Origin of the sequence: Limnobacter sp. 130 (genome assembly GCF_902506325.1) — a bacterium.
Taxonomy (GTDB): domain Bacteria; phylum Pseudomonadota; class Gammaproteobacteria; order Burkholderiales; family Burkholderiaceae_B; genus Limnobacter.
The window spans coordinates 103,225-124,697 of the sequence record NZ_LR732333.1; the positions used below are offsets into that span (position 1 = coordinate 103,225).

Genomic DNA, 21,473 nt, shown 5'->3' on the forward strand with positions numbered 1-21,473 from the left:
ATTTTTATAGGTATAGCATTTGATGTGTGTTACACCACCGTCAAAAACTCCGCCACCACAACCATTTCTTCTGCATCCTCGGCACTCAGTACAATCGCTTCGTGTTGGTCATTCGTTGATTCCGGTTTCAACACAACAACACTGTTAACCACGCCATCTTCACTGTAATGCTTTTCGCTTTTGTAGCGTTTAATGGTGTATTGCCCACCCAGTTCAGGGTCTGAAATACGGCGGTGTTGTACCACCACAATTTTTCCGTTGCGTGTGCCCTGCGGGTTGAAGTGAAACAGGCACCACGCGCCGGGATGTATGCGTTTGTTCATTGAGTCGCCTTCCACGCGCGCTACAAAATAGCCTTCGCTGGCGTGCAGGTGGGTGGGCAACACAACATGGTCAAACGTGTCGGCTTCCTGGTATTCGCTAAACTGCCCAGCGGCAAATTTCAAATCGAAAATGGGTACGCTGTTGGCGGCTTCCTGGCCTGCTTGCACAATGGGTAAGTCCAGCCCTTCGTATTTGTTCAACATTGGCGCTACCTCCACTTTGTTCAGTTCAGTCAACAGCGCTTTAAAATGTGCGCGTGTTTCCTCGTCGGTAAAGTAAACGTAACACCCTTTCATGCCGCGGGTCATCAGGGTTTTGTAGGTATTCTTGATCACTGCGTCGGCCAAGGCCAAATTATTGGCTCGGTTTGTTTTCAGTCCTCCTTTAAACCCTTTGATGCTCTGGTCCATGTTGCTGCGCTTGAATGCGTCGGTGATCACTTCGCCATTACGCACTACAAAATCGGGGCCAACAATGACACCCACATAGTCCAGCTCTAGCCCTTGGCAGGTGTGTATGCAGCCCACTTGTTCCACGCTGTTGGGCTTGATTATCCAGGTGCTGCCATCGTCGTCCAGGTTCCATTGGGCTTTGTAGCCGTATTCGGGAAATTCAATATCGAAGGCTTTGGGGGTCTTTTTGCTTTTCCAGTCCCAGCAGTAACCAGCCACCACGCGGGCTTTGTTGTTCACTTCGTTTTTCTGGCGTATGGCATTGTGCAGGGCGGTGGGTGAATCGAATACTTTGAAATCAAAGTCCAACCCGTCCATGTTCAGGTTGGCGGTGGATTTGATGTGCAGGTGGTGGTTTAGCCACGCAATGTAGCCATCGCTGCCATTGCAGCGAAATTGCGAACGTAGTTCTTGTTCAATTACTTCGGTGCCCAAGGCCTTCGCCCATTTGCGAATTTCCGCTTTGCTGCCAATGTCTTTGAAGGTAACGCGCTGATCTTCGTCCAAGAAGAAAATGCACAGCTTGCTGGCGTGGATCAGTTCCTTAATTTGGTTCTCGCCTTTGTTCGATAGCAATCCACTTTTTGCAGTAAGGCGCTGGCCTTCGTCTACGATGAGAACATCAAAAAAATTGGATTCTGCATCGATATAATTACCCGATCCACGAAATAAATTCGCTATACGTGTTTTTTTGAATGTACCTGTCAGCTTGGCTTCAAACACGGCTCGGGGTGCTGCGTTTTTCGATACGTATTGGCACACCTTGCCACGTTGCGTAAATTCACTCAGCAAGTTAATGGCCACCACCGACTTGCCCGTGCCAGGGCCACCCTCCACAATCAACACGCGTTTTTTCTCATCATCGCGTGCATGGGCCATGTCCAATGCCATTTCATACACTAGCTTTTGGTCGTCGATCATCAAAAACTCGCGGTTGCCCAACAGCATATTGGCTAAGCTGTCTGCGAGGTTTTTGGAAGGGCGAATTTTTCCGTGCTCAATGCGGTACATCAAGTCGCTCTGGTCGCCGTACTTCACATGCTTTTTTAAAAACTCGGAAAGCTTGCGTGCGTCTTTTGAAATGAAGACAGGCGCACGGTCGGTGTGTGCTTTGTAAAACGGATCGTTGATTACTTGGGCATTGTTCAAATTGTGCAAATACGCGCAGGCACTTAGGCGTACCTGTTCGTTTTGCACTACCTCGGAATAATCTTCGATCAGCGCGGCATAAGTCCACGCTTGGTAAGAAGGGTGGGGCGTGTTGATGTTGCCCTTACCTAGCCAGGTGTTCACTACGGCGTCTTGCTTGGTGGCTTGCACATCACTCCACTGCTTCAATTCAATAATTACGGCGCATTCTTCAAGCTGGGCGTTGCGGCCAGTCAAAATAAAGTCGATGCGTTTGCCCGTTAGCGGAATGTTGTATTCGATTGAAACCAGCGAGTCGCCGGGAATGTCAGGATCGTTCAACACTTGGCGCATTTCTTTCATCGAGTTGCGCCAAGAATTTACTTCTGAGTCCCCCGCTCTGCGGAACAGCTTGCGCTGAAATTCGCGGTGAATGACTTCGTGAATTTGATCGTCCAACACGTCGTCGAGGAATTTCGATTTGCTGGCGGTGTAAACGATCATCGCGGGAGTGGTTTGTTCTTATGCTTTGAATGTATCAGGAAACCTTCGTTGAATGAACTATTTGAGGTGGGGTAATTGGGGGCTACAAATGGGTGGGGAGGGCAAGCAAAGCTTTAGAACTGAATGCCAGTAATTGTTACAGAAGAAGCTTGACCTTATTGAAATGGGTGGTTGTTGGTGGTTCGTAACAAAAGTACAGAGAGTTTGACTTACGTACCAAAAAAGGTACAATCAAGCGAAAGTGATTTTTCCATTAAGCAATTCAAATTGAATTGCGTTTTTTATCGTCAGGCCTCAGGTGATGAGCCAGTTAGAGCGTGGCTAAAGGCCTTGAAACCCGATGCTGATAGGAAAATCGTAGGCGCTGATATTTTGGCTGTTCAGTACGGGTGGCCGTTGGGTTTGCCGCTGGTCGATAATTTGGGCGGTGGTATTTGGGAGGTTCGATCAAAGTTACGCAATCGAATTGCCAGGGTGTTGTTTGTAATTGAAGACGGCGCAATGATTTTGCTTCACGGTTTTATCAAAAAGGTTCAGAAAACACCAGTGCAAGAATTAGAGATCGCTAAGGATAGGCTGAGTAAGTTAAGGGGCTGTAAATGAACAAACACGTGGGCTCAAATTTTGAAGACTTCTTGAAAGAAGAAGGTATTTTCGAAGAAGCGGAAGCTTTGGCCATTAAGAAAGTGATTGCTTGCATGATTGAGCAAGAAATGATTTCCAGGTCGATACCAAAAACTGAAATGGCGCGGAAAATAGGAACAAGCCGAAGTCAGTTGGACCGACTTCTTGATCCTGAAAATACATCAGTCACTTTGGCAACGCTTGTCAAATCGACAGCAGCGATCGGAAAAAAAATGGTGATCACTTTTGAGGATGATCCACAAGCCGTAGTTGCCTAACCTTCCATCAAACTTTTCGCCACTGCCTCGGCCACTTCAATGCCATCCACACCAGCAGACAAAATTCCACCGGCGTAGCTGGCCCCTTCACCTGCCGGGTACAGGCCTTTCACATTCAGGCTTTGGAAATTGTCGCCGCGCGTAATGCGCAAGGGCGACGATGTGCGGGTTTCAACACCGGTCAACACCGCGTCGTGCATGTCGAAGCCTTTAATTTTTTTGCCAAACGCGGGCAGTGCTTCGCGCATGGCGGTAATGGCATATTCAGGCAGGGCTTGCGCCAAATCAGTCAGGTGAACCCCGGGTTTGTAGGAAGGTTCTACGCTGCCCAGTTCTGTCGATGGTTTGCCTGCAATAAAGTCGCCCACCAGTTGGCCAGGCGCTTCATAGGTGCTGCCGCCCATCACAAAGGCATTCGATTCCAGCTTGCGCTGAAAGGCAATGCCTGCCAGCGGGCCGCCGGGGTAGTCGGCTGGGCTGATGCCCACCACAATGCCCGCATTGGCATTGCGTTCGTTGCGGGAGTACTGGCTCATGCCGTTGGTGACCACGCGGTTTTCCTCCGAGGTGGCCGCCACCACCGTGCCGCCGGGGCACATGCAAAAGCTGTACACCGAACGGCCATTGGCAGCATGGTGCACCAGTTTGTAATCGGCTGCGCCGAGCAGCGGGTGGCCTGCATGTTGGCCCAGGCGGGCGCGGTCGATCAAGCCTTGTGGGTGTTCAATTCGAAAGCCCACGGAAAATGGTTTGGCTTCCATGTACACGCCGCGTTCGTGCAGCTTGGCAAAGGTGTCGCGTGAACTGTGGCCCAGCGCCAGCACCACATGGTCGGCGCGTAGTTCGTAGTGCTTGCCGTCTTGAAAGTTCTCGATGGTCAGGCCACGAATATGGCCGTCTTCAATGTGGAAGTCGCTGACCCGTTGCTCAAAGCGAATTTCGCCACCCATGGCGATAATTTGCTCGCGCATGTTCTCAACAACCTTCACCAAACGGAAGGTGCCAATGTGCGGCTTGCTCACCAGCAAAATTTCTTCGGGTGCGCCGGCTTTCACAAATTCGGTCATCACCTTGCGGCCCAGGAAGCGCGGGTCTTTGATTTGACTCCACAATTTTCCGTCCGAAAACGTACCCGCTCCGCCTTCACCAAACTGCACGTTCGATTCGGTGTGCAGCACGCGCTTGCGCCACAGGCCCCAGGTGTCTTTCGTGCGTTCGCGCACTGGTTTGCCGCGTTCAATCACAATGGGTTTGAAGCCCATTTGTGCCAGCATCATGGCGGCAAAAATGCCGCAGGGGCCAAAGCCGATTACCACGGGTCGAATGGCAGGGGCTTCATTCAATTTCACCGGCAACTGGTAAACCATGTCGGGCGCAGGCCGAATGTGCGAGTTGGTGCTGAACTTGTCAAGAAGTTGGGCTTCAAGCCGTGCACTATTCAGTTTCACGTCCACGATGTACACCAGCAGCAGCTTTTGCTTGCGGGCGTCGTAGCTGCGCTTGTAAATGCTGAAGCCTTGAAGCTGGTCGGCAGAAATTTTAAGCGTGCTGCAAATTAAGACGGGCAGGGCGTCTTCGGTGTGGTCGAGTGGAAGCTTCAGCTCGGACAGGCGGATCATGGCGGGTGTACCTTGTGGATCTGTTTTTCGGATCAAGGGCGTATTTTATGCTTTTGCCTGCCAAAGTGCACTGATTCGCGCGGCTATTTTTTTGCCGTGTGACTGTGCAATTTCTTCAATGGTTAGTTCGGGGCGAACAGTGCGCGCTTGCGTTAAAGCATGTTGGGCACATTCTGCGTTACCCAATGTGTCGAACGCGGCAGCCTGGGCCACATGAGCCAGATGAAAGCGCGTGTCATGCTGAACAGCTTTTTGGGCTTCTTCCAGGGCCTCGTGGGGGCGGTCTGCACGCAGCAGGAAGCAGCTTAATACCCACAACCAGAAACCGAGTCGCCTGTCTTTTGGGCTAATGCGCATGCCGAGCCGCATTTGGGCGATACCCTTTTCAAGCTCGTTCATCATTGCCAAAGCCGCACCGTGGGCCACCTGTGCTTGTGCGTTGCTTGGGTTCAAACGCAAGGCCGCCTGCAAGGTGGTTAGTCCTTGCCGGGTTTGTCCCAGGTCGCACAGCGCGCAGCCTGCGTAACCCATGACTTCGGAATTTCCTGAGTCCAGTTCAATCGCTTTTTGTGCGGCATTCAGGGCGTTGGCCTGAACTTCGTCAGAGTGGGGAAGCAGGCCAATGTTTCGTGACAGTGCGGTGAGCAAGGCGAAATGTGCCTGAGCCAGCCCAAAGTCACGGTCTATTTCCAAACTGTTTTCGAGTTGATGCCGCGCATTGCGCAAGCCGGTTTCGCTCCAGCCGTGCTGGCCCAGTGCGCCCATGGCTTCTTGGTAGTGTGCCCAGGCGTCGAGGTTGTGCGGGCGTTGCCGGCGAATGTGTGCAATCTCCGCTTTGATCAGTTCGGGCTCAAGCTCGCTGAGTACCCCTCTTGCAATGTCTTCCTGCAGGTCGTGGCCGTCTTGGGGAGAACTCTCGAAACGACCACTCCAGAACACTTGCCCAGTGTGAGCGTTTGCCAGTTGTACATTCACACGTATCAAATTGCCCACGGGCCGAATGCTGCCCAGAACGGCGTATTGCACTTGAAGTTGTTCTGCGATTTCGCCCAGACTGGCTTCAGAGTGCTGAAACATTTGTGTGGATGCTTGTGAAATGATCAAAAAGCCGGGCACTCTGGCCAGCAATGCAATCACGTCTTCAAGCAAACCCTCAGCCAAAAATCGCAAATCAAATTGTTCGCCCAGAATTTTGAAAGGCATGACAGCAATTGTGGGGTGTTTGCTTTGCGAGGCGACCTGCACGTCGGCCGTGGATTTGACCGGAAGGCTGAACTGGTAACCACGCCCAGTCAACGTGGCAATGGCTTGGCTACCCAGTACTTTGCGCAAAGCCGATGTTTGTACCGTCAAATTATTTTCTTCAACCACCACACCCGGCCACACGGTCTGAAGAATTTCATCTTTGCTAAGCACCCGTTGGTGGTTGCTCACCAAGCACAACAAGAAATCGAAGGTGCGTGGGCCCAAATGAACGATTTCACCTTGACGCAACAGAATTCGTTCGCCTGTGCGCAATTCAAAGTGACTGAAAAAATAGGAAGGGCTCAAGTGACATTCCTGCGGTGGGCTGTTAGCAAAATATAGCAAAAATTTAGGAATTCCTAGGGATTAAAAACCAGGTGGTGTTGCACAGTGAAGGCATTGAGTCGTTCATTGTTTTTACACCACCGGAGCTTGCCATGTCTGTTTCTGTACCCAATGCCCAGCGTGAAGTGCGCGCCCTTTACAAGGAAGATCCCGGTGCTGCAATGGTGACAGACCATGCGGTGACCCGCGGAGTCGATCCTTCCGATCCTTTTCATTCTGTTGTTGAACCCATGGATGGCTGTGGGGTGGCAGTGCCAATTGGTGTACACCGCGCCTTGGGTGGTTTGCACGATGCGCCCACTCCGGGCGACATGTTGTGTGCTGCGCTTGCTGCCTGTCAGGATTCTTCCATGCGCATGGTCGCAAATGTGCTGGGGGTTGAACTGGAGTTTCTGGAAGTTCGCGTGACCGCTGATGTGGATGTGCGTGGTGCGTTGAACATGTCGCCCGATGTGCCGGTTGGCTTTCAGCGGATGCGGTGTGCGGTCCAGTTCAAAGTCACGGAGGGCACTCATCCTGACATGGTCAAAGCGCTCACCTTCGCGGCCAAGCGCTGTTGTGTGGTGCAACAAACGCTGAAAAATCCACCCCAAGTTGAAACCAGCTTTCAGCTCAACTAAACTCGATTCATCCTTCATCTATTTCAGGATCGCCATGGCCTCTGTTCAGCCCTATTTCAAAGAGGCCGGCTCCGGCCCCGCTGTGCTGTGTTTGCATGCCAATGCCTCCCATTCTGGCCAGTGGAAAGGTTTGATGAATTTGCTTTCGCCAGAGTTCAAGGTGATCGCAGCCGATTCTTATGGCTCGGGACAAACACCCGACTGGCATTCCGATCGCGTCATTTCCCTTCTTGATGAGGTTGAATTATTGGCGCCCGTGTTTGAACGGACTGGTGAGCAATTCACATTGGTGGGACATTCTTACGGTGGCGCGATTGCCCTGAAAATTGCGCTGATGTTTCCTCATCGAGTGCGTGCCCTTGCATTGTTTGAGCCCACTTTTTTCTCTGTGGTTGAACATGAAAGCCCCTCGCCAAACGAGGTGGACGGTATTCGCCGTGCAGTGGCCAATGCCAGCGCGGCTTTGGAGGGTGGTGATTCAAACCTGGCTGCGCAGCACTTCATTGATTTTTGGATGGGGCAGGGCAGCTGGGCAAAAACACCAGAAGAGCGCAAGCCAACGGTGGCGGCCTCGGTGCGCAACGTGCGCCGCTGGGAGCACGCTTTGTTCAGCGAACCAACCACCCTGGAAGCATTTCGGGGCATACAAGCCCCGGTGCTGTGCATGGTCGGTGGCAAGTCGCAATTGTCTGCACATTCAGTTGCCAACAGATTGGTTGCGACCTTGCCGAGGGTAGAGTTGGTGGAGTTTCAGGAGTTGGGCCACATGGGCCCAGTGACGCATCCGGATGTGGTCAATGAAGTCATTTCACGTTTTGTGAAAAAGTCCGGTTAACACCATTGCTACAGGCAGATATTTTTTGAGAATGCTGACCATGGCTTGTGCATCTGCGTCGGAAACAGGTGGAAAGGGCGAACGATATGCGGTGTTATTTCGACGCTCATGCGCGCGAATGACAAAGGGCATTTCCGCAGACGTTAGTTTAAGGTCGCTGGATACACGTTGAATGGCCAAGTTGCGCCCTGCGTCTTTGGTGCGTACTCCGTGGTGTTCAAGGATGGCCTGAACGATTTGAAAATAGCCTTCGTAAGCCATCGTGAATATCTGAAGGGTTTTTTCTTCAGGGAGTAATTCACATGCTTCGAGGTAATTCTTTGCATTGTCCAAAAAGCCCTTAACTGCTCCTGTTGTGGGCAATACTTCCTCAATCGCTTTGATCTTGATCAGGTTTTCATATTCAGCCGGTCTTGGCATCAGGCAATACCATTAGTTTTGGAGCTTCATTAATTTGTCGGCAGATTGGATCGTTTTGAATCAACTTTTTCCATTCACTGGGTTTGTAAATAGTGAAGTTGATAGGTCTGCCAAGTGAGCCTTCCATTGTATGAATCGGTTCGGCAATATCCAAAACACTTAACTTGCCGATGATCATCAGATCTATATCACTCGAGCTAGAGTCTTTTTCTGTTGCGATCGAGCCGAACACATATGCTTCGTCGATTAATTTTGAAAAAGGTGCAAGCACATCGCGAATTGGTTCTGTGATACCAAATGTTTTTTTAGCAATCGAGGTCAACTCGGAATAAAGGAAGTGATCTTTGTTCGCATAAATTTGACGAAGGCGTCCGAATTCTCTGTTCTCCTTCAGAATACCTGCCGCCAACAAACGTTCGATTTGTTTTTGTGTGCTTCCTCGCCCTGTGTTTGCAATGTCTAGTAGTGCACCCAATGAATATTTGCGTTCTGGATTCAGCAGTGTGGCTCGAAGCACTCTCTGCACTGTGGGTGTAAACATGAAGTCGATCGAACTCATATATCCATATATTAGGGATTAATATCCACATTATATGGATTTTTAAGAAAATCCACAAACTATGGCGTTAAATCCATAGTTTGTGGCTTAAAGCGACTTACCGGCAATGCTTGCGCAAAGCCAGCAACGGTATGGCATACAACACCGCAAAGCCTGTATTCATAACCGCGTTTTGCCAAAAGCCGCTGTACAGTGAAAACGCGGTGTCGGGCACATACCAAGCCAACACGGATATCGCAATCATGTTGCATGTTGACTTGGCGTCTTTGGCTGAAAGCCTGCGTACCAGCATGAACATAAGCGCACCCCAGCCCATCATCACCGAGCCCATCACGGCGTGGGCCAGTTCAATGTAGGCAGAGGCCTGAGGGTCAAAGGCAGCAAATTGTGCAGGGTTTTGAAATACCAACAATCCGAATGCCTGCTGGGTAAGCCCGGGCGCGAGCACCATGAGCAGGCCAAACAGTACGGTGAACTCAGTGGTGTAGGTTAGCCATTTGATCCAGAAGGTTGGAGTGCTGGTCGGTGTGTGGGGCATGGTCGTGGTTTGCATGTCGAATCTCCTTGCGTGGTTGAAAGTGGCCGGGTTCAACGCCAGTTTCAACAGGAAGGGTCATTGCATCAATAACCTGCCAGGTCATAGATTCCAGTAATTTTCCGTGGCAGTATTGGCACATGCACGCACACGCCCCTACCAAACATGCCGGAATTTGCCTTCGCGATTTGCGTTCAAGGCGGAAGGTGAGTCAACTCGATTTGGCTTTGCGTGTGGGCGTGTCTCAGCGACATTTAAGTTGCATTGAAACCGGCAAGGCCAGTGCCAGCAAAGACATGTTGCTGGCCTTGCTTGAAGGTTTGGATGCGCCACTTAGCGAACGGAACGAAACTTTGGTAACGCGATTCAAAAGCACTGCGGGCGAACTGCGATTCATCTCAACCTTCACCAGCTTTGGGGCTCCCTTGGACATCACCGCCGCGTCGTTAAGAATTGAGCATTTGTTCCCGGCTGATGATGCCACCCGCAAGGTGTTTTCATGATCAAAACATTTCTGCTTTTTGCGGTCACTGCATTCTTTGAAATATTGGGTTGTTATTTGCCTTACCTTGTTTTGAAAGAAAACAAGTCAGTGTGGTTGTTGCTGCCGGCTGCAATCAGTCTCGCCTTGTTTGCGTGGTTGCTTACCTTGCACCCCACCGCGTCGGGCCGGGTTTATGCCGCTTATGGCGGTGTGTATGTGGCCATGGCCTTGGTCTGGCTTTGGGCTGTGGATGGGGTAAAGCCCACAGCATGGGACCTTGCAGGCGGAGCGGTCACTTTGCTGGGCATGGCCATTATTGTGGCTGGCCCACGTCATATTGCGTAAAAAAATGGGCGATGAGTACCTTATGATCCGATTTTTTCTAGTGCCAGTTTTCCTGGCCTTGGCTGTGTTTGCCATTTGGTGGTTTTCGCAAACGCCCAGCCACAATCGGCAATGGGCTGACGATGTAGCCCACATGCTGCAGGCCGATGTGAATGGCGACAAGGTCGTGCTGAAGAATGTGCGCAATTTTGAATGGCGCACAGAAACGGATTACACGCCGCGTTGGGAAACACGGGAATACGATTTAAAGCAGTTGCAAACAGCCGACTTGGTGCTGTCGTACTGGATGGGGCCGAAGATCGCCCACACCTTGGTGTCGTTCGGTTTTGCGGATGGGAAGTATCTGACTTTCTCGCTGGAAATTCGAAAAGAAATCGGCGAGAAATTCTCCGCATGGAAAGGTTTTTTTCGGCAGTACGAAGCCATTCTGGTGGCGGCCGATGAAGCGGATATTATTCGCACCCGGAGCAATGCGCGTGGCGAAGATGTTTACATTTACCGCATGGCGATTCCGCCTGAGCAACTGAAAACCTTGTTTTTGGCCTATATCGACCACGCCGAATCACTTGAAAAAACCCCCGAGTTTTACAACACCTTGACCAGCAATTGCACCACGGTGGTGTTTGACATTGCCAAGCGGATTGTGCCCGATTTGCCGCTGGATTATCGCTTGTTGCTCAGCGGTTACTTTGCCGAATACGCGCATGAGCAAGATGGTCTGGTGGAAGGATTTGGCTACGCTGAACTTCAGGAAAAAGGTTACATTGTGCCGCGTGCCAAATCCATGCAGCCCGGCGAAAACTTCTCGGAAGTGATTCGCCGTGGCGTGCCCGGAATGTAGCAAAGCACGCAATCCGATTAATCAGCAACCACCTGCCCAGCGTGGGTCTTTAATGCTGTAGCTGCGCGGTTTCATGTAGTCCACCGGGTCGCGCAGGTAATCCACTTCAGGTGGCTTCGGTAGTTTGGCTACTGCGTCAAGCCAGGTGGTTTCATAGGCTGAAGCACCACCACCAATGCCGGGTGTCCAGGCGTCGTGGTGCGTGGGCAAGGCCACCTTGGGTTTGGTCAGGGCCACATAAGCCAAGGCATCGCGGTAGGCGCTGGTCACCAGGCCAAAACCCACAATCGCATTTAACTGCACATCCACACATTCTGGAAGTTTTGAAAGGGCATTCGCTACCGCTTCGCTTTCCGCATTGCCTGCTTTCATGATGCCGGTGGAGTCGTGCCAGAACCACGCAAAGTCGCCCGCGCGGAAGTGGTAAGCCCAAGTGCCACCGGCAGGTTGACCCACGCCGCCATCATCACGCAGGGTGCCGACAAAGCGCAGTGCCTCGGCCATGCTGGTATTCAGGTAAGTGGGAAAGGTCAATACGTCGGGAATGTACACCAGCGGCATGCCACCACTGAGCAAGTCGGTAGGTTCGGCGGCCGAGTGGGTGTGTTGCACCACATGCACCGGGGCCACGTCTTCCCAAATCTGAATGGCTCGGGTGTTGCCGGCACCGGGGTTGGTTTGGTCACCCAGGTTCAGGCAGGGAAAGTTGTTGGCAATGCCTTCACTGGCCGCACGTTCGCGGGCAATGTCGCACACTGTGCTGCCTGCCACCAGCAGTGCATTGCTAAGGCCCGCCACATAGCCTGCATCGGCCGCGTGGTCAAAGTGCCCGTGGCCAATGAATATGGCTTCGGGCTGAATGGCCGCCAGTTCTTCCCTGCCAATGGGCACATAGTCAGCGTGCAGGCCGACAATTTCCCAAGCGTCCATCAAGAACAAATGGCCTTTCATGCTGACAATAAAGCTCGATACGCCCACCCACCAAAATTTCACCTGCTCTGGGTCCATGGCGTTTGCGCCCAGAATGCGTTCGCGTGTGGCTTGCAGTTCGGCACTGGGTGCGCGGGCCGCAGGCAGGGGTTTGAAGTTACTTGCTTCAAATACATTGGGGCGGGTTTCGCTGGGCGAGGTTCGGCCCGTGGCTGTGGTCTCTGAACCGGAGTCACCGCCCAAGCAGGCTGACAAAAGTGGTGCAAAAAGCAGGGCACAGGCCCACAGGCCTGCACGTGAAATAGAAGGTGTCATTGTTGTGGGTGTTGAATGTGTCTCCAACACCTTGTACTGCCAACAACGTTGTTTTAGATGCCCTTCACCAAGGGTGAGAAAAAGCGAATGATTTTGACCAAGTCTTCTTTGGCCTCGGGCAAAGCAATGTTCATGGTGGGCCAAATGTGAGGCATTCCAGGGCGAGTCAGCAGGGTGATCTGTCCGCCCACTTTGTCCACCGCGTCGCGCAGCAGCACGGAATCATCCAGCAGGCATTCGTTTTCACTGGCGGTTACCATCAGTGGTGGTAGGCCTTTCAGTTTGCCCAACAGGGGCGAGGCCCGCTCGTCGGCCGGGTCATGGCCGCACATGTACAAATTGGCCGCATGCTCGATCATGTGGGCAGACAACATGCTGTCGGTTTTGTCATTGCCTTCAATTGAAGGTGACAGGCGGCGCATGTCGGTGGCGGGGGAAATCAACAGGCCGCCATGGGCAGGCAGTTTGTTTTTAACCGCATGTTGCAGTACCGCCAAGCTTAGGTTGCCGCCAGCAGAATCGCCGGCCACGAAAAGGGGTTCGCCAGCGGGTGTGTCAGCCACCAAGGCTTCAAAGGCCGCAATGCAATCGTCGAGTGGGGCGGGGAAGGGGTTTTCTGGCGCCAGGCGGTAGTCCACCATGAACACCCGAAATCCCAAGGCATTGGCCAAGGCGCCGCAGAAGGGGCGGTACATGGGTGGGTGCCCAGCCACAAAGCCGCCGCCGTGAATGTAGAGCAATGCGCCCTTTGGATTAACCGGAATCAGCCACTCGCCGGGTACGCCGCCCAGTTGCCCTTTGATGTGTTTCAAGCCTTTGGGCACGGGCGCCAGCAAGTTGGATGCGGCGGTCACCATGCGAAACCTGCGTACAAAACCAGCACCATTTCCCCGGTAACTTTTCAGGGCAATGCTTGCAATTTTGTTCATCACTTTGGCTTGAATCGAGGGCATGGTTTTCCTTTTCGAAGGTGGGGTGAGTATTTATAGCACTGCCAGCGCTGCACAGTTTACCTTGAGTTTTCAATGCACTTGATAAATTCGGACAAATCCGGAGTCGATTCGCAAACGCTATTTTCAGGGCTGAAAAAATCGGCACAATAAAAAAAGAGAAAAACCAAACGGAGACACCATGGCGATATTCGACGAAGACATTTTGATCATTGGCGCAGGTTTGTCAGGCATTAGTGCCGCATGCCATTTGAAAAAGGAATGCCCCAACCGAAAGTTCACCATTCTTGAGCGCCGTACCACCATTGGCGGCACTTGGGACTTGTTCCGTTATCCGGGGATCCGATCCGACTCTGACATGTTCAGTTTCGGCTTCAAGTTCAAGCCTTGGAAAAATGCGCACTTTTTCTCGCAGGGCAATGACATTCGCAGTTATGTGCACGAAGCTGCCACAGAAAACAAAGTGTTCGATCACATTCGTTTTCAGCGCAAAGTAAACGATGCCAATTGGGACAGTGAGGCCCAACGCTGGGTAATCAATGCCGTGAATGAAGCCACTGGCGAGCCCGAGCAATACCGTGCCAAATTCATGATGGCCTGTGCAGGTTATTACAACTACGACCAAGGCTACCGCCCCGATTTCCCGGGCGAGAAAAACTTCAAGGGTTTGATTGTTCACCCCCAGCACTGGCCAGAAAACCTGGACTACACCGGCAAGAAAGTGGTGGTGATTGGCAGTGGTGCCACCGCGGTTACGCTGATTCCAAGCATGGCCGACAAGGTTGAGCACATCACCATGTTGCAGCGCTCGCCTTCGTATATTTTCTCGCTGCCCTCGGTGGATGCACTCACCAAGGTGTTGCAAAAAACCTTGCCTTCCAAACTGGCGTACAAGCTGAACCGCACGCGCACCATTGGCTTGGCGCACTTCATGTTCAAGGCCAGCAAAAGCAAGCCCGAGGTGGTGCGCCGCTTTTTGATCGCGATGATGCGCAGGCAACTGAAGGGCTCGAATGTGGACATCAAGCACTTCACACCCAACTACATGCCCTGGGATCAACGCCTGTGCTTGGTGCCCGATGGCGATTTTTTCAAAGCCCTGCGCGGCGGCAAAGCCAGTGTTGCCACAGACACGATCAAGCAATTTGTAGCCAATGGCATTGAATTGAATTCGGGTGAAGTGCTGGAAGCGGACATTGTCGTGACCGCCACTGGTTTGAATGTGCAAATGGTGGGTGGCATGAAAATTTCGCTGGATGACGAGCCAGTCAACCTCAGCGAAAAAATGTTCTACAAAAGCGCCATGTTGCAAGACCTGCCCAATGCCGCTGTGGTGCTGGGTTACACCCATGCATCCTGGACTTTGAAATCCGACCTGGTCAGCGGCTTTGTATGCCGCCTGCTGAACCACATGGACAAAAAAGGCCATGCAGTGGCGGTGGCCAAAACTGCGGATGTGCAGCCTGTTGAAGGTTTCACGGTGCTGGGCGGTTTGAATTCGGGCTACTTGAAGCGTGTGGCAGACCAGTTGCCGCGCCAGGGTGAAACCCACCCGTGGCACAACCGGCAAGATTTTTACCACGACACCAAAACTTTGCTGGAAGACCCGGTGGATGAACCGGGCATGATCTTCGAACCCGCGAAGGTCGAAAAAGCCAAACCAAAGTTGAAGGCGGTGGCTTAAATTTAATTGTCGCTGTCGACCAGGGTGAAGCGCTGGGTCATGCGCTCACCCACCTGTACCATTTCAAAAAACACGTTCATGGGGCGAGTCCAGGCGGTGTGTGCGTCGCCGCTCAGGGGGCGGTAAACCACCACTGGGCTCAAATCGCTTTCCTGAATGGCCTGGCAGATGATTTCATACAGCCCGCCTTTGTAGTGGCGGTAACGTTCGCCGGTTTTCACGCTGTGTGTTTGTTCTGGCACGTGACTCATGGGTGTCTCCTTTGTGGTTCAAAGTCATATTTCTTGAATATTCAAGGTCATATCGTTAAACTGTACGGCTGTCCTTGAAGAATTGAAAGGAGTTCCTGAATGCCTGCAAGCAAGCGAGCAACCGAGGAAACCAGCAAGCCGGTGAGCAAAACCGTGAGCAAGCCCGTTGCCAAAGCAGAGCCGTCTGAAAGTAAAGCGGCACGCCCTGTAGCTACAACCCGTAAACCATCCAAAACTGCGCTTTCACCCTCTGAGGTAACGCCGTTGGCCCTGCTTACGCCCAGCAAGCCTGCGCGTCGCCGCAGGTCGGGTGCTGCCAAGCCCAGAAAACTCAAGGGTGCCACAACCACTTGGCCATTTCCAACAGGCTCACGGCCTTAACCTGCTGAACGCTTCACTATGCTTCTAATCGATATTTTGCGCTTACTGCTGGAAACAGCCGCCAGCCTGCTGACCTTTTGTCTGTTACTGCGCGCGTTGATGCAGTGGGTGCGTATTCACCCCAGTAACCCCTTGTCGCCTTTTATTTTTTCGATGACCGATTGGTTGGTGAAACCGCTGCGCAAGGGTGTGCCCGGTTATGGTGGCATTGACTGGGCGTCCATTTTCGGTGCTTTTGTGGTCTCGTTTGTGTTGCACATAGTATTGGTGCTGCTCACGGTGGGGCTGTCCAGTGGCGGGCCGGGTGTGGGCTCTTTGATAACGCTGACCATACCCATTGCCATTTTCTGGGTGCTTCGCAATGTCGCTTACCTGCTCATGGGTATTGTGCTGATTCAGGTCATTTTGAGCTGGGTGAATCCGTTCTCGCCGATCGCCTCTATCCTGAACGAGCTTTCCCGCCCGTTTTTGGAGCCGTTGCGCCGGGTTCTGCCCACGATTGGTAACGTGGATTTGTCACCTTTGGCGTTTTTGCTGATTTTGCAAATCGTGATGATGGTGCTGCAAAGTTTGATGCCCGGGTTCTGATCGCGCTGCGCAGTCAATAAAAAAAGCACCCCACGGGGTGCTTTTTTTGTTTCAAGTGCTGGTTGTGAATCAGCGAGTTACCCGAGAAGTGCCACCGCCACTTACAACTCGAACCCGATCACCTGGGCGGAAATCTTCGCCAGCGGCATCCTGAACATAGGCGCGCAAGGTGCCGTTGTCCATTCGAACGGTGATTTCAAGACCTTGGCGCGTGGACGCATTGCGTTCAATGGCTTGGCCTGCTACGCCACCAGCCACTGCACCCACAATGGCACCCACTGCACGGCCGCTACCACCACCGACATTGCTGCCGGCAATACCACCGATGATGCCGCCTGCCGCTGTGCCCACACCGTTGGTGTCGCCTTGAATGGTCACTGTGCGTACGCTTTCCACTGTGCCTTGTTCGATAATTTGGGCGCGACGTGTTTCACCTTCGCGGTACACCTGACCCGAACTGCTTTGGGTGGCACAACCTGCAAGCGCTGAAAGCGCAATCAGGGCCACTGCGCCGGTACTTCTAAAACTGAACTGAATTGACTTGGCCATGACTAGTTTTTCCTTTCAAGTTACCAGGGTTGTTGGCCGAAAGCGGCTGCAAACCTGGATGCGATTTCTTCCCGGCTGTATTGGTAAGTTTGTGGGCCTTTGGCTGCAATTTTCAAAGAACCCATCAAGCTTGCCAGTTTGGCCGCATTGACTACGCCCATGCCTTCTGTAAGGCCATAGAGCAAGCCTCCGCGGTAAGCATCGCCGCAGCCAGTGGGGTCGGCGATCTGTTCTGCTTTAACGCATTGTATGTTGTGTCGTTGACCCTGTGTAAATACCCAGCTGCCTTCCGCGCCGCGTGTGACTACCAGTGCTTCCAGCTTCTCTGCGATTTGTTCCAGACTCAGGCCGGTACGGTCACACAACATTTTGGCTTCATAGTCATTGACCGCTGCGTACGTGGCAAGTTCCAAAAACCGGTCAAGTTCAGGTTTACCGAACATGGGCAGGCCCTGGCCAGGATCAAACAAGAACGGAATACCCGCTGCCGCGAATTGCTCGGCGTGTTGCATCATGCCGTCCCGACCATCGGGGGCAATAATACCCAAAGCGATGTCACCCGCATCGGCAACCTGGTTCAAGTGCGAGTGGCTCATGGCACCGGGGTGAAAAGCGGTAATTTGATTGTCGTCCAGGTCGGTGGTGATGAAAGCCTGTGCGGTAAATTCTTCGCCAATCTGCTTCAGGCAGCTGGTTTCAATGCCCAAAGTTTGCAAGCGTTGAAAGTAACCACCGGCATCGTGCCCAATGGTGGCCATGGGCACAGGTTTGCCGCCCAGCATATTCAGGCTGTAGGCAATGTTGCCGGCGCAGCCACCCCAGTCTTTACGCATGCTGGGTACCAGAAACGCCACGTTCAGAATATGTACCTGGTCAGGCAGAATTTGATCTTTGAAACGGCCTTCAAAAACCATGATGGTGTCGAATGCAATGGAGCCGCAAATTAAAACGCGCTTGGTGTTGGTGGGGGAATTCATGTGAAACAGTCCAGTAGTTAAAAATTGGCTTGGCGTTTATTGTTCGCTTGGGCCTTGGTCGAATAATTCAAGCCGAAAACCGGTTGCGGCGCTTTCGGGCAGTTGGGTGTTCAGCGTGCTCAGGTTCAAGTATGCCAGCACTTCCACTGTTTTTTTACCAGCAATTAACGGGGCTTGGCTGGCTGCGCTTTCATCCCGCAGCTGATAGTCGCTCGGGCTTAGCGATTTGCTGGCCAGTACCAGGCCTTGTGGGTCGAGTAGCTCTACTTTCAGGTGCGGCCACCGGGCTGGCAAGGGGAGCGGGTTGTGCAGTGTCAGGTCAACCCGCAAATTGTGTTCATCGAGCGCTTGCAAGCCGCTGCCCTCTACCTGTAAGGCTTGAGTAGCCGGGCTTGCAAACAGGCGCTGCATGCCTGGTGCGGCGGTGTTAATGTACGCAGCCAATTCTGGTGCCTTTTGCAGCAAGGGCACCCGTTGCCACCACAAAGCCTGAAGACCAAGCATGACAAGCAACGCCACGCAGGCGACTTTCTGGGCCGGGCTGCTGTGCTTGAAATTCAGCAATGGTTTTTTTGGGGCGGTGTTGGCAAACAATTCTTCAGAGCCGGTGCCGTCTCCACCGGTCAAGTTGTGATCGCTGGTGTAGCCGCTGTTGCCTTGCCGGGGACTCAAATCAAGTTTTTGCCATGCCTCAGTGTCAGCCGAGGTGAGGTGTTCAATACCCGAAAACACGGTTTGGCACTGCCCACAGCGCACCTTGCCTTCATGCAGTTGCAGTTGGCCAGAGGTCACTTTGAACAGCGTGTTGCAGTTGGGGCAGCGTGTGGCAAGGCTCATGGCGCTAGTTTAACCTTGCCGGACGAAGGGTTTGCCTTCAGTCGGCGGCTTTTTGGCCATGCAGGCACACCCAACCATCACGTTCAGCCCACACCGCCAGATTGATCCATTGGCGGTAGTGTTCAATTACTTCCTCGGCTTGCCGCGCCAATACACCTGAAAGCACCAGTTGCCCGCCCGCTTCAACATGGTTGCACAACGAAGGTGCCAGTACTTTCAGCGGGTTGGACAGAATATTGGCCACGACCACCGGGAACTGGCGCTTGGCCAAGGGGAAATCGGGCAAACCACAGGGCATTTCAACACCGTTATTGCTGGCGTTGTAGGCGGTGCTGTCTACAGCTTGGGGATCGATATCCACACCAATGGCTTCGGATGCCCCCAATTTAAGCGCAGCAATGCCCAAAATGCCGGAACCGCAACCATAGTCCAGCACGTTTTGGCCTTTCAGCGGAAACTCGCTGAGCCAGCGCAAACACAGGGCCGTGGTAGGGTGCGAGCCCGTGCCAAAAGCAAGGCCGGGGTCGAGTACCAAATTGATTCGGTCGTCAATGTTTTGGGGTTCATGCCAGGAAGGCACGATCCACAGGCGGGCGGAAATGGGAATGGGGTCGAATTGGGATTGCGTTAAACGAACCCAGTCTTCCTGAGGCACTTCGGTGTACTCAATTTCTGCTTTTCCCAGCAACTTGGCGGGGATTTCGCCGAAAATTTGTTCACCTTCGGCCTTGTTGCGAAACAGGGCCACCACATTGTTCAGGTTCCACGCCGCTGATTCAGGTTCCATGCCGGGCTCGCCAAACAAGGGTTGCTCGTCTTCGCTGTCGGCATTGGCGTCTTCAAGGCTGACGGCCAAGGCCCCCAACTCCATGAGCAGGTCCGACACTTCGTCGGCTTGCTCAAAGGGCAGGGTGAGTTTGGCTTGTATCAGCGGTGTGGCCTGTGCAGTCATATTGATTTACTTAAAGCGCGCTTCGAGTTTGTGCTCAAGGTAGTGAATGCTGGTGCCGCCCTCAACAAAGCGGGCGTCTTCCATCAATTCACGGTGCAACGCGGTGTTGGTTTTAATGCCGTCGACCACCAGTTCTGCCAGGGCTTGGCGCATGCGGGCCATGGCCTGCTTGCGGTCTTCGCCATAGGTGATCACTTTGGCGATCATGGAGTCGTAATGGGGTGGAACGTTGTAGCCGCTGTAAACGTGTGAATCGACGCGCACACCAGGGCCTCCCGGTGCGTGCCAATTCTTGATTGGGCCGGGTGAGGGCACAAACTTGAACGGGTCTTCGGCGTTGATTCGGCATTCCATGGCATGGCCACGGAATTCAATGTCGCGTTGGCGGAATCGCAATTTCTGGCCAGCGGCAATGCGAATTTGTTCCTGCACAATGTCAACACCCGTGATCATTTCTGTCACTGGGTGCTCAACCTGAACACGGGTGTTCATTTCAATGAAGTAAAACTCGCCGTTTTCATACAGAAACTCGAACGTGCCTGCGCCACGGTAAGCAATTTTGCGGCAGGCTTCTGCGCAGCGTTCACCAATGCGCTCGATCAGGCGGCGGGGAATGTTCGGTGCCGGCGCTTCTTCAATTACTTTTTGGTGGCGGCGTTGCATGGAGCAATCGCGCTCACCCAGCCACACGGCATTTTTGTGCTCGTCAGCCAGGATTTGAATTTCAATGTGGCGGGGGTTTTCAAGGAATTTTTCCATGTAAACCGCTGGGTTGTTGAACGCTGAACCTGCTTCGGTTTTGGTCATGGTGACCGCATTCAACAGTGCCGCTTCCGTGTGCACCACGCGCATGCCGCGACCACCACCACCGCCGGCAGCCTTGATGATGACCGGGTAGCCAACCTGGCGTGCAATTTTCACGATTTCGCGGGGATCATCGGGCAATTCGCCTTCCGAGCCGGGCACGCAGGGCACGCCAGCAGCGATCATGGCACGCTTGGCGGACACCTTGTCGCCCATCAGCAAAATGGATTCCGAACGTGGGCCGATAAATACGAAGCCGCTTTTCTCTACCCGATCGGCAAAACTGGCGTTCTCGGAGAGAAAACCGTAGCCCGGGTGAATCGCTTCTGAATCAGTGACTTCAGCCGCGCTAATGATGGCTGGAATGTTCAGGTAGCTTTCTTTGGAGCTGGGTGGGCCGATACAAACAGATTCGTCGGCCAGTTTTACATACTTGGCATCCACGTCGGCGGTGGAATACACCGCCACGGTTTTAATGCCCATTTCCTTGCAGGCGCGCAGAATGCGCAGGGCTATTTCGCCGCGATTGGCGATCAGTATTTTTCCAAACATGGTGGCAGCTCCTGTTCTATTCAATCACGAATAGAGCTTGACCAAACTCCACAGGTTGTCCGTTCTCGACCAGAATGGCCTTCACAACACCAGACTTGTCGCACTCAATTTCATTGAGCAGCTTCATGGCTTCAATAATACAAATGGTTTGGCCTTCTTTCACCGTGCTGCCAATTTCAACAAAATTGGACGCGCCCGGGCTGGGCGCACGGTAGAAGGTGCCGACCATGGGCGAGGTCACTTTGTGACCAGCGTCAACGGGGGCGGCGGCGGGCGTTTCCGCGGCAGGTGCTGCTGCGGGGGGCGCCATGGCTGCTGGCGCCTGCTGCATCATTTGCTGCGGCATGGCCATGGTGTATTGAGGCTGGCTTTTGACGATACGTACCTTGCCTTCGCCTTCAGTCACTTCCAGTTCGGAAATATCTGATTCAGCAACCAGGTCGATCAATGTTTTTAACTTTCTGAGGTCCATTTACTTGCTCCATCTAGGGAGGTTGGTTTTATATGGCAGTACCCAACCAAGCGCGAGGTGAATTGAGCCTAAC

The 21,473-nt window shown here is 53.0% G+C and carries 25 protein-coding genes; 10 read left to right on the plus strand and 15 right to left on the minus strand.

The features are described 5' to 3' along the window. Window positions 1-29 precede the first annotated feature (29 nt). Window positions 30-2,408 carry a DNA/RNA helicase domain-containing protein gene (locus tag FRIGORI9N_RS14480; protein ID WP_159572613.1) on the minus strand — a complete coding sequence of 793 codons (2,379 nt, stop codon included), beginning with the start codon at window positions 2,406-2,408 and terminating at the stop codon, window positions 30-32. A gap of 171 nt (window positions 2,409-2,579) precedes the next feature. On the opposite strand from FRIGORI9N_RS14480, the gene FRIGORI9N_RS14485 reads away from it, so the two are divergent. Continuing rightward, the gene (locus FRIGORI9N_RS14485; RefSeq protein WP_201301509.1) at window positions 2,580-3,011 is read left to right on the plus strand and encodes a type II toxin-antitoxin system RelE/ParE family toxin; all 432 of its coding nucleotides are present in this window, start codon (window positions 2,580-2,582) and stop codon (window positions 3,009-3,011) included. After that, window positions 3,008-3,310 (plus strand): helix-turn-helix transcriptional regulator, encoded by a 303-nt coding sequence (locus FRIGORI9N_RS14490; protein ID WP_159572615.1) that lies wholly within the window; start codon window positions 3,008-3,010, stop codon window positions 3,308-3,310. The genes FRIGORI9N_RS14485 and FRIGORI9N_RS14490 overlap by 4 nt, the downstream gene beginning before the upstream one ends. Here FRIGORI9N_RS14490 and FRIGORI9N_RS14495 read toward each other — a convergent pair. Together FRIGORI9N_RS14495 and FRIGORI9N_RS14500 are read right to left on the minus strand one after the other, a co-directional pair. Further along, entirely contained in the window at window positions 3,307-4,929 is a 1,623-nt protein-coding gene (locus tag FRIGORI9N_RS14495) for an NAD(P)/FAD-dependent oxidoreductase (RefSeq protein WP_159572939.1), read from the minus strand. The two genes, FRIGORI9N_RS14490 and FRIGORI9N_RS14495, sit on opposite strands and share 4 nt — an antisense overlap. A 45-nt stretch (window positions 4,930-4,974) precedes the next feature. Further along, window positions 4,975-6,480 (minus strand): winged helix-turn-helix domain-containing protein, encoded by a 1,506-nt coding sequence (locus FRIGORI9N_RS14500; RefSeq protein WP_159572617.1) that lies wholly within the window; start codon window positions 6,478-6,480, stop codon window positions 4,975-4,977. 131 nt (window positions 6,481-6,611) lie between these two features. On the opposite strand from FRIGORI9N_RS14500, the gene FRIGORI9N_RS14505 reads away from it, so the two are divergent. Next, window positions 6,612-7,139, plus strand: coding sequence for an OsmC family protein (locus FRIGORI9N_RS14505; RefSeq protein WP_159572619.1), 528 nt, complete (start codon window positions 6,612-6,614; stop codon window positions 7,137-7,139). Between the two features lie 34 nt (window positions 7,140-7,173). Then, window positions 7,174-7,974, plus strand: a complete 801-nt coding sequence (locus FRIGORI9N_RS14510) for an alpha/beta fold hydrolase (RefSeq protein WP_159572621.1) — start codon at window positions 7,174-7,176, stop codon at window positions 7,972-7,974. Here FRIGORI9N_RS14510 and FRIGORI9N_RS14515 read toward each other — a convergent pair. From FRIGORI9N_RS14515 to FRIGORI9N_RS14525, 3 genes are all read right to left on the minus strand, one after another. Beyond that, on the minus strand, window positions 7,948-8,394 hold the full coding sequence (locus FRIGORI9N_RS14515) for a hypothetical protein (protein ID WP_159572623.1): 447 nt from the start codon (window positions 8,392-8,394) through the stop codon (window positions 7,948-7,950). The two genes, FRIGORI9N_RS14510 and FRIGORI9N_RS14515, sit on opposite strands and share 27 nt — an antisense overlap. Next, the gene (locus tag FRIGORI9N_RS14520; RefSeq protein ID WP_159572625.1) at window positions 8,378-8,953 is read right to left on the minus strand and encodes a nucleotidyltransferase domain-containing protein; all 576 of its coding nucleotides are present in this window, start codon (window positions 8,951-8,953) and stop codon (window positions 8,378-8,380) included. Before FRIGORI9N_RS14520 ends, FRIGORI9N_RS14515 begins: the two co-directional genes overlap by 17 nt. 97 nt (window positions 8,954-9,050) lie before the next feature. Then, window positions 9,051-9,506: a hypothetical protein gene (locus FRIGORI9N_RS14525; RefSeq protein WP_159572627.1), complete on the minus strand. Its 456-nt coding sequence runs from the start codon at window positions 9,504-9,506 to the stop codon at window positions 9,051-9,053. A gap of 122 nt (window positions 9,507-9,628) precedes the next feature. On the opposite strand from FRIGORI9N_RS14525, the gene FRIGORI9N_RS14530 reads away from it, so the two are divergent. Genes FRIGORI9N_RS14530 through FRIGORI9N_RS14540 form a run of 3 tightly spaced genes read left to right on the plus strand, consistent with a single transcriptional unit; the run spans window position 9,629 to window position 11,158 of the window. Continuing rightward, entirely contained in the window at window positions 9,629-9,991 is a 363-nt protein-coding gene (locus FRIGORI9N_RS14530) for a helix-turn-helix transcriptional regulator (protein ID WP_159572629.1), read from the plus strand. Next, complete coding sequence (locus FRIGORI9N_RS14535) at window positions 9,988-10,317, plus strand: YnfA family protein (RefSeq protein ID WP_159572631.1); 330 nt, start codon at window positions 9,988-9,990, stop codon at window positions 10,315-10,317. The genes FRIGORI9N_RS14530 and FRIGORI9N_RS14535 overlap by 4 nt, the downstream gene beginning before the upstream one ends. A 22-nt stretch (window positions 10,318-10,339) precedes the next feature. Next, window positions 10,340-11,158 (plus strand): DUF4105 domain-containing protein, encoded by an 819-nt coding sequence (locus FRIGORI9N_RS14540; RefSeq protein WP_236550917.1) that lies wholly within the window; start codon window positions 10,340-10,342, stop codon window positions 11,156-11,158. Window positions 11,159-11,179: 21 nt separating this feature from the next. Here the strand turns inward: FRIGORI9N_RS14540 and FRIGORI9N_RS14545 are convergent, their stop codons facing one another. Together FRIGORI9N_RS14545 and FRIGORI9N_RS14550 are read right to left on the minus strand one after the other, a co-directional pair. After that, window positions 11,180-12,403 carry an MBL fold metallo-hydrolase gene (locus FRIGORI9N_RS14545; protein ID WP_159572635.1) on the minus strand — a complete coding sequence of 408 codons (1,224 nt, stop codon included), beginning with the start codon at window positions 12,401-12,403 and terminating at the stop codon, window positions 11,180-11,182. 53 nt (window positions 12,404-12,456) lie between these two features. After that, a complete protein-coding gene (locus tag FRIGORI9N_RS14550) occupies window positions 12,457-13,356 on the minus strand; it encodes an alpha/beta hydrolase (RefSeq protein WP_159572637.1) in 900 nt (299 codons plus the stop codon). A gap of 178 nt (window positions 13,357-13,534) precedes the next feature. On the opposite strand from FRIGORI9N_RS14550, the gene FRIGORI9N_RS14555 reads away from it, so the two are divergent. Next, a complete protein-coding gene (locus tag FRIGORI9N_RS14555; protein WP_159572639.1) occupies window positions 13,535-15,037 on the plus strand; it encodes an NAD(P)/FAD-dependent oxidoreductase in 1,503 nt (500 codons plus the stop codon). A gap of 2 nt (window positions 15,038-15,039) precedes the next feature. Here FRIGORI9N_RS14555 and FRIGORI9N_RS14560 read toward each other — a convergent pair whose 3' ends face one another. After that, window positions 15,040-15,288 carry a DUF1653 domain-containing protein gene (locus FRIGORI9N_RS14560; protein ID WP_159572641.1) on the minus strand — a complete coding sequence of 83 codons (249 nt, stop codon included), beginning with the start codon at window positions 15,286-15,288 and terminating at the stop codon, window positions 15,040-15,042. A gap of 99 nt (window positions 15,289-15,387) precedes the next feature. Between FRIGORI9N_RS14560 and FRIGORI9N_RS14565 the strand changes: the two genes are divergently transcribed. After that, entirely contained in the window at window positions 15,388-15,669 is a 282-nt protein-coding gene (locus FRIGORI9N_RS14565; RefSeq protein ID WP_159572643.1) for a hypothetical protein, read from the plus strand. Window positions 15,670-15,687: 18 nt separating this feature from the next. Beyond that, entirely contained in the window at window positions 15,688-16,257 is a 570-nt protein-coding gene (locus FRIGORI9N_RS14570) for a YggT family protein (RefSeq protein WP_159572645.1), read from the plus strand. Between the two features lie 69 nt (window positions 16,258-16,326). Here FRIGORI9N_RS14570 and FRIGORI9N_RS14575 read toward each other — a convergent pair whose 3' ends face one another. Genes FRIGORI9N_RS14575 through accB form a run of 6 tightly spaced genes read right to left on the minus strand, consistent with a single transcriptional unit; the run spans window position 16,327 to window position 21,400 of the window. Then, window positions 16,327-16,806, minus strand: a complete 480-nt coding sequence (locus FRIGORI9N_RS14575) for a glycine zipper 2TM domain-containing protein (RefSeq protein WP_159572647.1) — start codon at window positions 16,804-16,806, stop codon at window positions 16,327-16,329. 20 nt (window positions 16,807-16,826) lie between these two features. After that, the gene (locus FRIGORI9N_RS14580; RefSeq protein WP_159572649.1) at window positions 16,827-17,783 is read right to left on the minus strand and encodes a carbohydrate kinase family protein; all 957 of its coding nucleotides are present in this window, start codon (window positions 17,781-17,783) and stop codon (window positions 16,827-16,829) included. 36 nt (window positions 17,784-17,819) lie between these two features. Beyond that, entirely contained in the window at window positions 17,820-18,620 is an 801-nt protein-coding gene (locus FRIGORI9N_RS15495) for a zinc-ribbon and DUF3426 domain-containing protein (protein WP_159572651.1), read from the minus strand. Between the two features lie 37 nt (window positions 18,621-18,657). Beyond that, a complete protein-coding gene (prmA, locus tag FRIGORI9N_RS14590; protein ID WP_159572653.1) occupies window positions 18,658-19,572 on the minus strand; it encodes a 50S ribosomal protein L11 methyltransferase in 915 nt (304 codons plus the stop codon). Between the two features lie 6 nt (window positions 19,573-19,578). Then, window positions 19,579-20,928, minus strand: a complete 1,350-nt coding sequence (accC, locus tag FRIGORI9N_RS14595) for an acetyl-CoA carboxylase biotin carboxylase subunit (protein ID WP_159572655.1) — start codon at window positions 20,926-20,928, stop codon at window positions 19,579-19,581. A 16-nt stretch (window positions 20,929-20,944) separates the two neighbouring features. Further along, window positions 20,945-21,400: an acetyl-CoA carboxylase biotin carboxyl carrier protein gene (gene accB / locus FRIGORI9N_RS14600; protein WP_159572657.1), complete on the minus strand. Its 456-nt coding sequence runs from the start codon at window positions 21,398-21,400 to the stop codon at window positions 20,945-20,947. Window positions 21,401-21,473: the final 73 nt, after the last annotated feature.